Source organism: Thermomicrobium sp., assembly GCF_053493975.1.
In genome coordinates, this window is sequence record NZ_JBRBZA010000068.1 from 1 (window position 1) to 14598 (window position 14598).

Annotated in this window: 12 protein-coding genes; 7 read left to right on the forward strand and 5 right to left on the reverse strand. The window is 63.5% G+C overall.

Features of this window, described 5'->3' with window-relative positions:
• Together ACWIVK_RS11050 and ACWIVK_RS11055 are read right to left on the reverse strand one after the other, a co-directional pair.
• On the reverse strand, positions 1–1226 hold a 1226-nt coding region (locus ACWIVK_RS11050), incomplete at its 3' end, for an NfeD family protein (protein ID WP_448576757.1).
• A 100-nt stretch (positions 1227–1326) separates the two neighbouring features.
• Complete coding sequence (locus tag ACWIVK_RS11055; protein ID WP_448576758.1) at positions 1327–3879, reverse strand: AAA family ATPase; 2553 nt, start codon at positions 3877–3879, stop codon at positions 1327–1329.
• A gap of 289 nt (positions 3880–4168) precedes the next feature.
• Here ACWIVK_RS11055 and ACWIVK_RS11060 point away from each other — a divergent pair, with 289 nt between their 5' ends.
• Entirely contained in the window at positions 4169–5134 is a 966-nt protein-coding gene (locus tag ACWIVK_RS11060; protein ID WP_448576759.1) for a sigma-70 family RNA polymerase sigma factor, read from the forward strand.
• A gap of 81 nt (positions 5135–5215) precedes the next feature.
• Here the strand turns inward: ACWIVK_RS11060 and pyrB are convergent, their stop codons facing one another.
• Positions 5216–6181, reverse strand: coding sequence for an aspartate carbamoyltransferase (gene pyrB / locus ACWIVK_RS11065; RefSeq protein ID WP_448576761.1), 966 nt, complete (start codon positions 6179–6181; stop codon positions 5216–5218).
• Between the two features lie 295 nt (positions 6182–6476).
• Between pyrB and ACWIVK_RS11070 the strand changes: the two genes are divergently transcribed.
• Together ACWIVK_RS11070 and ACWIVK_RS11075 are read left to right on the forward strand one after the other, a co-directional pair.
• Positions 6477–7661, forward strand: a complete 1185-nt coding sequence (locus ACWIVK_RS11070; RefSeq protein WP_448576762.1) for a site-2 protease family protein — start codon at positions 6477–6479, stop codon at positions 7659–7661.
• Positions 7662–7687: 26 nt separating this feature from the next.
• Positions 7688–8119 (forward strand): Hsp20/alpha crystallin family protein, encoded by a 432-nt coding sequence (locus ACWIVK_RS11075; protein WP_448576763.1) that lies wholly within the window; start codon positions 7688–7690, stop codon positions 8117–8119.
• Positions 8120–8153: 34 nt separating this feature from the next.
• Here ACWIVK_RS11075 and ACWIVK_RS11080 read toward each other — a convergent pair whose 3' ends face one another.
• Both ACWIVK_RS11080 and accD read right to left on the reverse strand, forming a co-directional pair.
• On the reverse strand, positions 8154–8984 hold the full coding sequence (locus ACWIVK_RS11080; RefSeq protein WP_448576764.1) for an acetyl-CoA carboxylase carboxyltransferase subunit alpha: 831 nt from the start codon (positions 8982–8984) through the stop codon (positions 8154–8156).
• The gene (accD, locus tag ACWIVK_RS11085; RefSeq protein WP_448576765.1) at positions 8981–9883 is read right to left on the reverse strand and encodes an acetyl-CoA carboxylase, carboxyltransferase subunit beta; all 903 of its coding nucleotides are present in this window, start codon (positions 9881–9883) and stop codon (positions 8981–8983) included. The genes ACWIVK_RS11080 and accD overlap by 4 nt, the downstream gene beginning before the upstream one ends.
• Positions 9884–9959: 76 nt before the next feature.
• Between accD and ACWIVK_RS11090 the strand changes: the two genes are divergently transcribed.
• The 4 genes from ACWIVK_RS11090 to ACWIVK_RS11105 all read left to right on the forward strand — a co-directional run.
• The gene (locus ACWIVK_RS11090) at positions 9960–11246 is read left to right on the forward strand and encodes a glucose-1-phosphate adenylyltransferase (RefSeq protein ID WP_448576766.1); all 1287 of its coding nucleotides are present in this window, start codon (positions 9960–9962) and stop codon (positions 11244–11246) included.
• A gap of 19 nt (positions 11247–11265) precedes the next feature.
• A complete protein-coding gene (locus ACWIVK_RS11095; RefSeq protein ID WP_448576767.1) occupies positions 11266–12756 on the forward strand; it encodes a glycogen synthase in 1491 nt (496 codons plus the stop codon).
• A gap of 17 nt (positions 12757–12773) precedes the next feature.
• Positions 12774–13889 carry a hypothetical protein gene (locus ACWIVK_RS11100; protein ID WP_448576768.1) on the forward strand — a complete coding sequence of 372 codons (1116 nt, stop codon included), beginning with the start codon at positions 12774–12776 and terminating at the stop codon, positions 13887–13889.
• A 598-nt stretch (positions 13890–14487) separates the two neighbouring features.
• On the forward strand, positions 14488–14598 hold a 111-nt coding region (locus ACWIVK_RS11105; protein WP_448576769.1), incomplete at its 3' end, for a twin-arginine translocation signal domain-containing protein.

Consider the following 14598-nt stretch of genomic DNA (forward strand, 5'->3'; position numbering starts at 1 on the left):
AGTTCCCCCTCGACGAAGACCATGCCTTCCGGGTCGAGGGTACGCCGGACGACCGCTCGTGCGCCGAGCAACGCTTCCTTTCCGGTCTGTGGACGCCGGGCGTGCGCGCGTGCGACCAAAAACACGAGAAGCAAAAAGATACCGGCGATCGTCGCGGTGACGGCGATGACGACAGCGCGCGAGAGTTGAAAGGCCGGGCTGGCCGGTGACTGCAAGAGCAGGAGGGAGCCGAGTGCGAACGACACGATCCCACCGATCGTCAAGACACCTTGCGTCGGGACGTAGAGATCGATCAGGAACAACAGGAAGGCGAAGCCCATCAGCAACACGCCAGCCCAGTTGACGTCCAGCGTCCCCAGGGCGTACAGCCCGAGCAGCAGCAGGATGCCGCCGAGGACACCAGGAAGGATGCTGCCGGGATTGGCGAGTTCGAAGAACAGTCCGAGCAGTCCCAGACTCAGGAGAATGTAGGCGACGTTCGGATCGCTCAGGACTTGGAAGAACCGTTCGACGAGCGTCATCTGGACTGGAACCACCTCGGCATCGCGCGTGCGCAGTGTGACCTCTCCAGCACTCGTAGTCACGGTTCGGCCATCCACGGCGTCCAAGAGAGCAGGAAGCGACGGTGCCACGAGATCGACGACGTTCTGAGCGACCGCTTGCTCCGCCGAGATGTTGACGGCTTCGCGGACTGCTTGCTCCGCCCAGTCAGCGTTGCGACCGCGCCGCTCCGCGAGGCTGCGGATCTTGGCGACGGCATCGTTGACGATCTTCCGCTGCATCGTTTCGTCCGGTTGCGTGGATTGCCCATCTTGGCCGATGAGGACCGGACTGGCAGACCCAATATTCGTCGCTGGCGCCATGGCCGCGATGTGGGCGGCATAGGTGATGAAGACACCGGCCGAGGCAGCGCGGGCGCCTTCCGGCGCGACGTAGACGATCACCGGGACTGGACTCTGGAGGATGTCTTGGATGATCTCGTCCATCGCTGAACTCAGTCCGCCCGGCGTGTCGAGTTGGATAACGACGGCTTCCGCCCCCTGATCGGCAGCCTGGCGAAGAGCACGATCGACGTAGCTGGCCACTACCGGTGTGATCGCCCCATCGATCTCGATGAGATAGACGCGCGCACTCGCTGCTGCGCCGCTTTGGCCCAGGAGCACCATGCCGGTGATCAAGAGGAGAAGCGATATCCATGGTGAGCGAAGATTCTGCCAGTACTGCATCGGATGCCCTCGTTCGGATGAAAGCCATTGCTCGGTGTGGGTTCGATTGCTCCGAGTATAGTCGACCTGTGTCGGTCGAAGTCGGCTCGTCCGGTCGTGCTCAGCGGATGACGGTGACCCGGGACCCACCCGACGTCTTGTACACCTCGATCCGTTGCGGGAATTGCTCCTTGATGTCCTCCAGGTGTGTGATGACCAGGATCAGCGCGAAGCGATCCTGGACGGACTGGAGAGCTTGAATCAGCCCTTCGCGCCCTTTGGCGTCTTGGGTGCCGAATCCTTCATCGATGACCAGTGTCTCGAGGCGGCGGCCCGCTCGCTCGACGAGCAGTAGGCTCAAGGCCACGCGCAGTGCGAAGTTGATGCGGAAGGCCTCACCGCCACTGTACAGCTCGTACGGGCGCTGGCCGAACTCGTCGCTGATCAGGATGTCGAGCGTCTCGATCGCTCCGTCCCCGCTCGTTTTGTCCCGTTGCGTGGAGAAGTCGACGCGGAGCGTATTGCCGGGCAAGCGGTCGAGAATCTCGTTCGCGGCCTCGGCGAGATCCGGCAAGACGTTCTCGAAGACCATCGTCTGGATTCCGTGCTTACCGAAAGCGTGGTCGAGTGCCTCGAGAACGGCGATTTCGTGCGCCAAGCGATCGAGTTCTCGCGAAACGCGCTCGGCCTGGACCTGTGCTGCTTCCGCATCCGCCAAGCGCTGCCGTACTGCGCCGAGCTGAGACTGCAACCGCTCGATCTCCTCTTCTGCGCTCTGCTCACGCTGCTTCAGTTGGTCGAGTTCGCGGCGCACAGCCTCCAGCTCTCGTTCCGGCGGAGACCAGGCTGTCAGTTCGGCCTCCAAACTTGCCCGTTCGGAATCGAGTGTGGCGATTTCGCGTTCGAGTTCGCTCAACCGTTCGGTGAGGTGCTGCACAGCGGTTCGCGCTTCGAGAAGTTCCAGTTGCTCCTGCCGAACCGACTCGAGTTCGCGGCGCCGTCGCTCGAGTGCGTCACGGCGTGCTGAATCGAAGACGAGTTCTGTCAAACGCTGGCGAAGCGTCTGCGCTGCCTCCTCGAGCGACTGAAGCTCGGGGTCGAACTCCTCCGAGCGACTCAGCTGATCCAATTCGCTCCGAAACCGAGCGAGTTCGTGCTCCTGTCGAGCGAGCTTTTCGAGATCACTACTAAGTTTGCCGCGTTCGGCCTGGAGATCACCCTCTCTCCTCAATTCGGCATCCAGCTCTCGGCGATGCTGCTGGGTCTTCTCCAATTGCTCCGTGAGACGAACGTATTCATCCCGGCTAGCATCGAAGGTGGACCGAAGCTGCGCTCCTCGTTCGCGCAATTGAGCCTCCTGTCGAGCGCGTTCCTCCGGCGTGAGCGGTCGGAGACACACGGGGCAGACGGCGTCGATAGCCGACAGCTGCTGTAACTGTTCCTGGAGTTCCTTCATCTGCTGGCGCAGTTGGCTGGCGAGCGCCCGCACTTCACCGCGCCGCGCCTCGAGTTGCACCGCTTGGTTATCGAGCTCCGCCTGCCGCTCCCGGAGGGTGGCGAGTCGGGCAAGCTCCTCTTCGATCCGTCTGAGTCGCGCTGCCAGTTCGGGCCGCTGAGCGAGCGCCTGCTCAGTCTCTTTGATTCGGGTCTCGAGTGTTTGCTTGCGGACAGCGCGCTGGCGTCGCTTGCTTTCCAAATCGCGCTCGCGTTGGAGGAGCTCCTGCTGGATGCGCTGCCGTTCCGCGGCGATGCGACCGAGTTCGTCGAGTTCGCGCTGGACGGTTTCCAGTTCCTGTGCGCGACTCTCGATCTCCGGCGCACGCTGCAGGAAGGCCTGCAGCGTCGCCAGTCGTTGCTCGAGTCGATTCTTTTCCTCGTGGCGTTGCGCGCACTTGCTCACGAGTTCAGCGTGACGCGTCGAGCGCTCGCGATGACGCGCGACTTCCAGTTCGAGTCGAAGCAAGCGCTCTTGCCTGAGCTGCAGCTGCTCGCGCAGTTGAGCCAAATGCGTTCGGTTGGAGTCGAGCTCGTTTTCGAGCCGGGTGACCTGATCGCGGAGTGCAGGCGCCTGGACTGCCTGCTCACGGAGCGCGGCGAGCATCTGCTCCGCGCGAGCACGCTCGTCTCGGAGCCGTTTCGCCTCCTCGCGAGCGACTTCCCGATAGCGCTCGTACCGGTCGAGTTCGAGCAATTCGGCGAGAATTTCTTTCCGTTTGGCCGGTGTCTGGCGGGTGAACTCGTCCGCTCGTCCCTGGAGGAGAAAGACAGAATTGACGAACGTGGAGTAATTGATGCCGAGCAGGCGCTCGATCTCCGCTTGCACGGTGTGCTTGCCACTGGATGCGAGGGGGTACCAGCCATCCTCCGTCTTGACATGGAGTTCGAGCAGCGAGCCCTTCTTGCCACCGGTGGTATACGCGCGAATGACCCGGTATTCCCGCCCGTCGAGGCGAAAGCTGAACTCGACGCGTGTCTCGAGTTCACCGAGGCTGACCAGATGTTGATTGCTCGCGCGTGCCTTTTCCCACAATGCCCAGGTCATCGCATCGAGTAGGGCCGACTTGCCAGCACCGTTCTCACCGGACAGGCAGGCCAGCTGCAGACCGGTAAAATCGACTTCGACCGGGTCGCGATAGCAGAGAAAGTGCCGGAGAACCAAACGGGTAGGAATCATGGATAGTCCTTCGCGCGTCGCCTCGGCCAAGAGTATATACTGACAGCGTACGAGGTGGCCCGCGTTGCCCAACCAGATGGCAGGGTCGCGGGTAGCTGAGGCGACCTGCCGATCTGGATACGCTCGCCTGGCACAATCCCCCTCCCCTGACCTCGCCGACTCGGCACCGTTACCCTGGGTCGATGACGGGTGACGGGGGCGAGGGGTACGGGAGCGATGCTGGAGGATGTAAATGACGCAGGAGCGACGGGAGAGCAGCCGGCGCCGGCGAAGCGGAACGAGCCGATCTGTGGAACAGGAAGCGATCGGCAGCGAACCGCTTGCCGAGGAGCGAGCGATCGAGCCGGTCGAAGCGGAAATCGTCGAGCCCGAGCCGCTCCTCAGCGACGCGGAGCTGGAAGATCTGTTCCGGAATGATCCTTCGCTGGCCAGCGATCCCCTGCGGCTCTACTTGCGGGAGATCGCGGAGGCGCCACTGCTCACGCCCGAAGAGGAAGTCGAGCTCGCCAAGCGCATCAAGGAGGGGGATACAGAGGCGCTGCAGCGCTTCGTCCGCTCGAATCTACGGTTGGTGGTCAGCATCGCGAAGCGCTACGTTGGGCGGGGGCTCTCGCTGCTCGATCTCATTCAAGAGGGCAACATCGGACTCATGCGGGCAGTCGAGAAGTTCGACTGGCGTCGGGGCTATCGTTTCAGCACCTATGCGACCTGGTGGATTCGCCAAGCGATCACGCGGGCGATCGCGGATCAGGGGCGGACGATCCGTTTGCCGGTCCACATGACTGACTCGATCACTCGTTACCACCGGACGATGACGCAGCTCGCGCAGGAATTGGGGCGGCAGCCGACACCGGAAGAGATCGCCGAAGCGATGAGCGTGCAGCCGGAAAAGATCGCGCAGATCGTGCGGGCCGCGCAGCGGGCCGTTTCCCTCGATCAACCGCTCAGCGACGAGGACGAGACGAGTCTCGGCGATCTCATCGCTGACGAGTTGGCGCAGTCGCCGGAAGAGCTCGCCGAGGAGTCGCTGATGCGGCGAGATATCGCTGAGGTCCTGGAAATGCTGACGCCGCGTGAAAGACTGGTCCTCCAGTTGCGGTACGGTCTCTCGGATGGCGAGCCGCGGACGCTTGCCGAAGTCGGGGATCTCCTCGGCATCAGTCGCGAGCGCGTCCGGCAGATCGAAAACGAGGCACTGCGAAAGCTGCGGCGCATCGCTCGCGAGCGACTCGCTGAATATTACGCGGGGATCTGAGCTGCTGGGGAATCGCGTCGGGGAAAAAGAGCGCACCCGCCCGCGCTGGGCGGGGCATGAGAGGTCGGTGGACACTCTCGGCTAGTCGTGATAGCCGTTCGCCGTCGCGGCACTCAGTGGTCGCCGAGCCAGTACTTGTTCGATCAACGCCATGCGCAGCGCGACACCGTTGCGTGCCTGGCGGAAATAGGCTGCTCGCCGGTCAGTGTCGACCGCAGGCTCGATTTCCCCCACGCGGGGCAAGGGGTGAAGGACGATCGCGTGCGGAGCGAGCTGTTCCATCAGGGCCTGATCGACGATGATTTGGCCGAAGGCGGCAGCGTACTCGTCGGGGTCGCGGAAACGCTCACGCTGAATCCGCGTCTGATAGAGCACGTCCAGTTCCGGCGCGATGGCTCTGAGATCGTCCACCTCGAAAACGCGGAGTCCGCTCTGGCGCAGGTACTGGACGAGCGCAGGATCCATCCGCGTCACCGGTGGTGCAACCAGGTAAAGTGTGGTGTCCAGCGTTCGCGTGAGCAGGCGCGCCAGCGAGCGTGCCGCCCGCCCGTATCGGAGGTCACCGACCAGCGCGATCGTCAGCCCATCGATCCGTCCGTGTTCTCGCCAGATGGTATAGAGGTCGATCAAGGCCTGCGTCGGGTGCTCGTTCGTTCCGTCACCTGCGTTGATCACCGGCACATCGACGACGGCAGCGGCACGAGCTACTGATCCAGCTTCCGGATGGCGGATCACGATGAGGTCAGCATACCCGGCAACGACCCGGGCTGTGTCTTCGATCGACTCTCCTTTGGCGGCGGACGAGGTCGCTGCTGCGTACTCGGCGGAGATGACCGCCCCGCCGAGGCGTGTCATGGCAGCCTCGAAACTGAGACGCGTACGGGTGCTCGGCTCGTAGAACAGCGTCGCCATGATGGCACCGCGCGCTGTGTCGGTGAACTCGTGCCGGGGAAGCGCCGAAAATGCATCGGCGCGGTGGAAAAGCTCGAAGAGGTAAGAGCGCGAGAACTGCTCGACGCTCAGGACATGCTGGACCGCTCGCCTCACGCAACGCCCCCCTATTCCTGCTCGGGCACACGCAGTCCCGTGCCCAGTCGTACCGGCACTGCTCTGGGGGAGGTCGCCTGTTCGGAGGAACCCATTGCTCATGATACTGCACGCAACCCGAGCATGCAAGGGATGAAACACGACATCATGCGTACGGACGAGTGATTCATGATCTACTCGCCGAATGGGGTGTCCGAACACCGTGACGGATCGGCGGATGACCGGTACAATCCGGTCGGGGCATCGGGCTTCACAAGATGCCGGACTCTGCCGACATCATCGGGAGAGGGGCGCAATGAGCGCCGGCGAGCAGTTGGACGACTGGGGCTCATCGGTGGGACGAGCGATCTCGGTGGTGACAGTCCGGGGTGTCGCGGTGCGGATTCACCCGACCATGCTCCTCCTCGTCCCCTGGGTGTTCTGGCATTGGGGAGGGCGGAGCACGGAGCCGCTGGAAGGGACGCTTTTCGGGCTTTTCTTGCTTCTGGCGGTTTTCGTGAGCGTGGCTGGACACGAACTCGCCCACGCTGTCGTCGCGCATCGCTTCGGTCTCGCCGTGCGTGACGTCGTCCTTTTGCCGATCGGCGGTCTCACGCGTATCGAGCAAGGACCACTCCCACCTCGTCGCGAGGCAGCGATCGCCTTGGCTGGTCCAGTGCTCAATCTCGGTATCGCACTCGCGCTCTTGCCGGTGGTGAGCGTTGTTCTCGCTCTGGACGAGGTGACGTCGCTCGCCGATGTGGCTCGTCTCCTTAACGGGACGAGTGTCGGCAGCTTGCTGGTCCTGACGATGGCCAGCAACGTCCTGTTGGCGCTGTTCAACCTGATCCCTGCCTTCCCGATGGACGGTGGTCGGCTGTTGCGGGCATGGCTCTCGGCGGTGAGCGAGCGTGCGCGCGCGACACGGATCTCGTTAGTTACCGGGTATCTCGTTGCCCTGGTGACGCTCCCGCTCGGTCTGTGGTTACGCGAGCCGACTTTGCCGCTGGCTGGTCTTTTCCTAGCAGGTGCTGCCTTGCTGGAGCAACGGACGCTCCAGCTGGAGCGCGTTCTGCAGCGCCTTCCAGTCGGGCAATTCGCCATCTGGGATGGTGGTGGAATCGATCCCGAGCAGCCGCTGTCTCATGCCCTGCAAGGGGGACCCCGCGATGTCGCTGTCGTACGCGACGGAACAGTCGTGGGGATGCTGTGGCGTGAAACCATCTTGCGGCTGGCGCATGTCGCGCATCTCATGCGCGTTGCTGATGCGATGGACGATGGCTTCGCTGCCGTGAGTCCGGAGACGTCGGTGTACGAAGCGCACCGCCGCATGCTGGCGAGTGGACACCCCGCGGTCCCTGTGGTCGATACCGGGAACCGCTATCGCGGCATCTTCACCAGCGATCGGCTGGCACACGTGTACCGCTACGTGCAAGCGTCGCGTCGCCCGGCCGGGCGCTGGCTCACGCTCGTGCGGGCGCTCGGATTCCTAGGGCGGTGACGGATCCTGAGCAGGAGGAATGGAGCGTGGCGGGCAGACGATCCTTCGACCCTTGGGCGGAGGGTTTTCCCTGGCGCGAACTCTTCGAACAAGCCTATGGGCTACGGGGTGAGCGATCCGGGCCGCTAGTGGCCGGCGTGGGTGTACCGGTGGACATTGCCGAGCTCGAGGACGCATACCTGATCTACGCGGTGATACCAGGGGTGGAGCCGGCCGCGATGGACCTCGTCGTCGAGGACGATCGCGTGGTTCTCCGCGGCGAGGTGCGGGAACCCTCGGTGGATGGGCAATGGATCAGTCGCGAGCGTCGCTTCGGTCGATTTCAACGCACGATCGATTTGCCCAGCCCAGTCGATCCGGAACGAGCCGAAGCCCGCTACGAGAATGGCATACTCGTCGTTCGTCTCCCTAAGGTGGCACCCGGACGGGTACGCCGTATTCCAGTGAAGGGGAGTTGAATCCGGCGAGCACGGCCAACGCTCCGGCACTGTCTCATTCGCTCGACATGACTTCCTCGCGCCACACCCCGATGGCACGAAAGCGTGCCCAACGAAAGCGCCGTGCTGCATCGGTTCCGTGTCGGTTCCACAGGTCGTGGAGCTCGCCAAGGTAGCGCTCGACCGCATCGCCGACCCGGCGAATCGTGCCTGGAGCGTCCAGGTGTGCCGGGGTCGGTTCGGGGATCACCTCGTCAGCGATGCCGAAACGGTGAAGTTCCGGAGCAGTGATCCGCATCGCGGCGGCTGCCTCAGGTGCTCGGCCGGCGTCACGCCAAAGGATCGCGGCACAGGCTTCGGGTGATGCGACGGCGAAGATCGCGTTTTCCAGCATCAGCAGTCGATCGCAGGCCGCCAGCGCGAGTGCTCCACCACTCCCACCCTCTCCGATGACGACGGCGATGGTCGGGACGGTCAAACGGAGGAGCGTTTGCAAGCACGCACTGATAGCCCATGCTTGGCCTCGTTCCTCCGATTCGAGTCCCGGATCGGCGGCGGGTGTATCGACGAAGGTCAGAACCGGCAGGCGGAATTTTTCGGCGAGCTGCATGACGCGAATCGCCTTACGGTATCCTTCGGGACGCGGCATCCCGAAATTGCGCGCGATATTCTCTGCGGTCGTCGTTCCTTTTTGATGGCCGAGGACGAGGATCGGTTGCCCACGAAAGCGCCCGAGCACTGCGACGATGGCCGGATCGTCCCGGAACAGGCGGTCACCGTGCAGCTCTTGTGGATCCTCGATCAGTTCGGCGATGTAGTCGAGCGTGTGGGGGCGCGCCGGATGTCGCGCGAGCTGAACACGGTCCCACGCGGTCAAACTAGTCATTCCCCCACCTCCTGCCGCATGCTTTCGCTGGTCAGCGGAACGAGCGAGGATCCGGCGAGCGTCCGGATGAGCGAGGCCAACACAGCGCGTACCCGTTGACGGGGAACGACCATATCCACCATCCCGTGTTCGAGGGCGAACTCGGCCGTCTGGAAACCAGGAGGAAGCTTTTGCCGCGTCACTTGCTCGATGACGCGCGGGCCAGCGAATCCGATCATCGCGCCCGGCTCGGCCAGTATGACATCGGCCACGGTGGCGAAACTGGCAGTCACGCCACCGTAGCACGGGTCGACGAGGACACTGATGAAGGGCAGGCGTGCCTCCGCAAGAGCTTCGACGGCAACGATCGTCTTTGGCAGCTGGAACAGGGAGAAGATTCCCTCGTGCATGCGTGCGCCGCCTGAACTCGCAAAGACGACGAACGCTCGTCGCTCCGCGGCTGCACGCTCCGCGGCACGAGCGAACTTTTCGCCGAAAACGGAACCCATGCTCGCACCGAGGAAGCCGAACTCGGCGACAGCGATGGCGACAGGAATGTGCTCGATGGTGGCTGTGCCCGTGACGAGCGCCTCACGCTCACCGGATCGGGTGCGAGCCTCGCTGATCTTGGCTGGGTACGGCTCACCGAGGGCGACGAATTGCAACGGATCGTCGGTGACGACGTGTGCATCCCACTCGGCGAAGGAACCCGGATCGACGGTCACGGTGATCCGCTCTCGTGCGGTGAGTCGCGCATGAAAACCGCAGCGCGGGCAGACCCGCTGGTTCCGCTCGAATTCCCGCACGTACAGGAGATCGCGACAACGGGAGCATTTGAGCCAGAGGCCATCAGGAACGCTCGGCGATTCGTGCGTGCTGGACTGGTTTTGCGCGTTGCGTCTTCGCAAGAATGGTCGCACCGGTACCCCTCTCGGTGTGCCTGCCTGTCGGGCTATGATACACGTGGGAACGGTCAAGCTGGGGCGGGAGGGCGCGATGAGCGACGTCGCGGTGATGATCCTCGCGGGAGGGCAAGGAGAGCGTTTGAGCATTCTCTCGCGCCAGCGCGCGAAGCCAGCGGTTCCGTTCGGCGGGAAATACCGTATCATCGACTTTGCTCTCTCCAACTGTGTGAACTCGGGCTTGTACGATGTAGCCGTCTTGACGCAATACCGGCCACACTCGCTCAACGAGCACATCGGTCATGGCCGTCCCTGGGACCTCGATCGCGAGCGCAACGGCGGTGTGGTGATCCTGCAGCCGTATCTGGGGCGCTCCACGTCCGGCTGGTACCGGGGCACCGCCGATGCGGTGTATCACAACCTCTTTTACATTTCGCGGCGCCCCTACCGCGATGTGCTGATCTTAGCGGGTGATCACGTTTACGCGATGGACTATCGACCGATGATCGCCCAACATCGCGAGCGCTGCGCCGATGTGACGATCGCAGTGCAACCCGTCGATTGGCGCGAAGCCTCGCGCTTCGGCGTCGTGATCGTCGCCGAGGACGGTTGGGTGATCGATTTCGAGGAGAAGCCGGAACGACCGCGCTCCAATCTCGCGTCCATGGGCATTTACCTTTTCCGGCGCGATCTCCTCCTCGATCTTTTCACGCGCGACCACCCTGATGCGCCGGAGTTCATCGATTTCGGCCGCGACGTGATCCCCTATCTCATTCGGACGGCGCGGGTGGCGACCTATCGCTTCGACGGCTACTGGCAGGATGTCGGAACCGTGCAGTCATACTGGGAAGCCAACATGGCGCTGTTGGAGGACGAGCCGAAGCTCAATCTCTACGACCCCAACTGGCGGATTCATACCCGCAGCGAGGAGCGGCCACCGGCCAAGATTCTCGAAGGAGCGACGGTGATCCGGAGCTTGCTCTCCAATGGGTGCATCGTGGAAGGTGCGACCGTCATCCGTTCGATCCTCTCGCCCGGCGTGATCGTGAAGCCAGGAGCAGTGGTGCGCGATTCGATCGTGATGACCGATTCGGTGATCGGGCCAGGAGCGGTCATCGATCGCTGCATCATCGACAAGCACGTGACGATCGGCGCCAACGCGTACCTGGGCTGGGGGGACGACAATACTCCGAACTGGTTGGAACCCAGTCGGCTGAATACCGGCATCACACTGGTGGGGCGCAATGCGGTCGTGCCGCCTGGGGTGCGGATCGGACGCAACGTGTTGATCGGCCCCGAGGTCAAGGAAAGCGACTTCCCGGGTGCGGTCGTGCCCAGTGGGGAAACGGTGAATCCGATCGCGACCGTGGTATGGTCGTGAGCGGGAACGAGGCGGGCGCATGATGCGGTACGACGGCCGAGCCAAACGAGCGAGTCTTCCAGTCGTTCTCTATCTGAGTGCTGAGGTCGCGCCATTCTCCAAAGTCGGGGGACTGGGGGATGTGGCTGGCTCGCTCCCGCTGGCGCTGGCCGAGCGTGGGGTGCCGATCGTCGTCGTGACACCCTGGTACGGTGGTATCGAGGATCGAGCCCCAGTGACCGAGCTCCCCATCCGGCTCGAGGTACCACTCGATGGGGGTGTGGAGACGTTCCGGGTGGGACGAGCCTGGTTAGCGAGTCGTGTCCCGGTCCTGCTCTTGCGGTCCGAGCGGCTGTTCGGCTCTCCCGTCGTCTATGACGAGCCGCGCGATCGCGAGCGGTTCTTCGCGTTTTCGCGGGCAGCTGCTGAACTCGCCCAGCTCTTCCCAGTCGGCGTCGTCCATGCCAATGACTGGCATACCGCGCTGACGCTCGTCTGGCTTCACCGCTGGCGGGACGACGAATCGGATCGCTCCTCGCCAGGGCTGGTGTTGACGATCCACAACCTGGCGCACCAGGGAATTACCGATATCGGTTACGCGCGGCGACTGGGCTTCGAGGCGCGCGAACTCTTGTTCGAAGAGTGGCAACGATTTCCAGGGACGATCAACATGCTCGCCCGCGGCATCCATGTCGCGGATGTCATCACGACGGTGAGTCCGACCTATGCGCGGGAGATTCAGACACCGGAATTCGGCGAAGGGTTGGATGGGCTGCTCCGGTACCGGGGCGATGCCCTGGTCGGGATTCGCAATGGGATCGATACGACCTTTTACGATCCGGCGAGCGATCCGGTGTTGGCAGTCCGCTACGATGCAGAGCATCCAGAAGCTCGCTCGCTCTGCAAACGAGTGCTGCAGGGGGAACTCGGTCTTGCGCAGGAACCGGACTCGTTCCTGATCGGCATCGTCTCGAGATTGGATTATCAGAAAGGTTTGGATCTCGTTCTGGCGCTCGGCGACGAGCTCGTCTCGCGCGGTATCCAGCTGGCGGTCTTGGGGGTCGGCGAGCCTGAAATCGGGCGGCAGTTCGCCGCACTGGCCGAACGCTATCCTGACCGCGTCGCGGTGCGTCTCACCTTCGATGCAGTGCTCGCCCGCCGGATCTACGCCGGGGCTGATGCCGTGCTCTTGCCATCGCGCTTCGAGCCGTGCGGACTCGGCCAGTTGCTCGGCTTGCGGTACGGAGCGATACCGATCGTCCGGCGAACCGGTGGACTCGCCGATACCGTGGTGGAGTGGGACGGTCAGCGCGGGAACGGTTTCCTTTTCGACGAATCGAACCCGAGCGCTGTGCTCGAGGCGATCGAGCGCGCGCACGCCGTGTACCGAGATCCGGCGCGCTGGTGGCGGCTCGTCCGGTCGGCCATGTCGTGCGACGTCAGTTGGGAGCAACCGGCGGAGGACTACCTCGCAGTGTACGAGCGTGTCGCGGCGCTGCGGCGGACCGGAGCGCTCGAGGCAGTCCGCTGAGGAGGAAGGGGAGACGGATGGCCTGTTCCAGCGATGGAGTGCCGAGCAGCGTCGGCCAGCGATCGATTCTCTGGCTGCTCGAGGTGATCGAGACGCTGGAGCCGGCGCTGCAGCAGGCGTTCTCCGACCTATTCGACGTCGAGGTCACGGTCGGGGAATTGGTCCTCCCCGATCACATGCGGAAGTGGGTGGAGCGGTACTTCGGTTCCCCAGAGGCGGTGCTGCGGCAGCGGATCGTCAAAGTCACCAACCGGTGGACGCTCGACGCGACGCTGTTCAACGAATTGCGGGCGCGCCGGCCGCTGGAGGCGCGGATACCTGCCGAGTTGGCTGACGAACTGGCTCGCACTGCGCCCGATCCGTTCTGCGAACCGGAATTCAACACGCCCGAGGATGTCTTCGGACGCATCCGAGGACGCTACGTCCTGACCGCGAGCAACATCGCCAAGTACGATGGCCTCCATGGAGTCATCATTTTCCGCGAGCACGATCCCCTGGCCTTCGACGAGCCGTTGGTGCGTGAGATGGTCGCGGTGGCTGGCGAGTGGTTCGCGCGAGCTCACCGGGTCGATGCTGCGGCGGTCTATCCCTTCTTCATGTGGAATTGCCTCTGGAAAAGCGGTGCATCGATCCCTCACGGGCACGCGCAGGTCAGCCTCACTCGGGGGATGCACTATGGAAAGGTGGAACGTGAGCGGCGTGCCGCTGTGCGCTACCGGACCGAGACGGGGCGTGGGTACTTCGAGGATCTATTTCGGATTCACCAAGCACTCGGTCTCGGCAAGTCCATCAACGGTATCCGCGTGTACGCGAGTCTCACGCCACTCAAAGAGAAAGAGACGGTTCTCTTGGCCACTGCATTCGACGACGACCTCGCCCGAGTCATGAACCGGGTCGTCCGTTGCCTCGTCGACGATCTCAACGTAACGTCCTTCAACCTCGTGGCCTGGCTGCCACCGCTGGTCCCGACTGCCGAGGACTGGTCGGAGATGCCGGTGGTGGTCCGTGTCGTGGACCGAGGTGACCCGCTTTCGCGGACGTCCGATTTCGGGGCGATGGAGCTCTATGCAGCCAGCGTGGTGGCGAGCGATCCGTTTCGCGTGGCCGAAGCGCTGTGGCGCTGCCTCGGCTGAGCATGGTCGGGGTTACGCGCGCGCTGGGAAGAGGTGGGTGCTCCTGCCAATGACGGCGCTGTACGGATGCTGATGAAACGACGTTCACCGTGACCGTCGCTGGATCGTGCGACATGTGTCGACACGTCGATGCTTCCCAAAGGCAGCGTGATGCGCTGCCGTTTTGGAGGGGAGGAACAGCGAACGAGGGACGCGAGCTGGAGGGATGCGTTCGACCTTCGGTGGCACCGCTCTCAGCTCGATTCCCAGCCGCTCGCGACGCACCGACTTGCGGCGGAGCGGGGTGGCGGCGATACTGGTTCATGAAGTGGTTCTCGTCGTCGACATGGCACGGAGCGATCGGTGCCGGAAAGAGCTGGGCTCGCAAGCGACCGGTCGCGAGCGATGCAGTTTCATCTTCGCTCGATGAGTAAGGAGTCCATGCGGTGGTACCCACGATTGACTTCTTCGGTCATCCGACATAGAATGGCGCCGTTCGCGGATGCTGGACGGGGGTCGCGCGGCCGAATCGTTCGTCGATATGGAGGAGGTGAGACGAATGGTGAGTCGGTTCGCAGGGTCTGGCGATGGTGGAGTGAAGCGTGAGGAGGGTGAAACGATGGAGACGTTGCGGGAACTCGAAGCGGCAGCGCGCTCAGGACAGCTCAGCCGGCGTGACGTGCTGAAACGCGCGGCCGCGCTGGGTGCGAGTGCACCGGTGATCGCGAGC

What these genes read in the sequence shown, in the direction of transcription:
- ACWIVK_RS11080 (WP_448576764.1), bottom strand. Translation starts at nt 8,984, where the DNA reads ATGACTAGTTTGACCGCGTGGGACCGTGTTCAGCTCGCGCGACATCCG.
- ACWIVK_RS11095 (WP_448576767.1), top strand. Translation starts at nt 11,266, where the DNA reads ATGATGCGGTACGACGGCCGAGCCAAACGAGCGAGTCTTCCAGTCGTT.
- ACWIVK_RS11090 (WP_448576766.1), top strand. Translation starts at nt 9,960, where the DNA reads ATGAGCGACGTCGCGGTGATGATCCTCGCGGGAGGGCAAGGAGAGCGT.
- ACWIVK_RS11055 (WP_448576758.1), bottom strand. Translation starts at nt 3,879, where the DNA reads ATGATTCCTACCCGTTTGGTTCTCCGGCACTTTCTCTGCTATCGCGAC.
- ACWIVK_RS11070 (WP_448576762.1), top strand. Translation starts at nt 6,477, where the DNA reads ATGAGCGCCGGCGAGCAGTTGGACGACTGGGGCTCATCGGTGGGACGA.
- ACWIVK_RS11100 (WP_448576768.1), top strand. Translation starts at nt 12,774, where the DNA reads ATGGCCTGTTCCAGCGATGGAGTGCCGAGCAGCGTCGGCCAGCGATCG.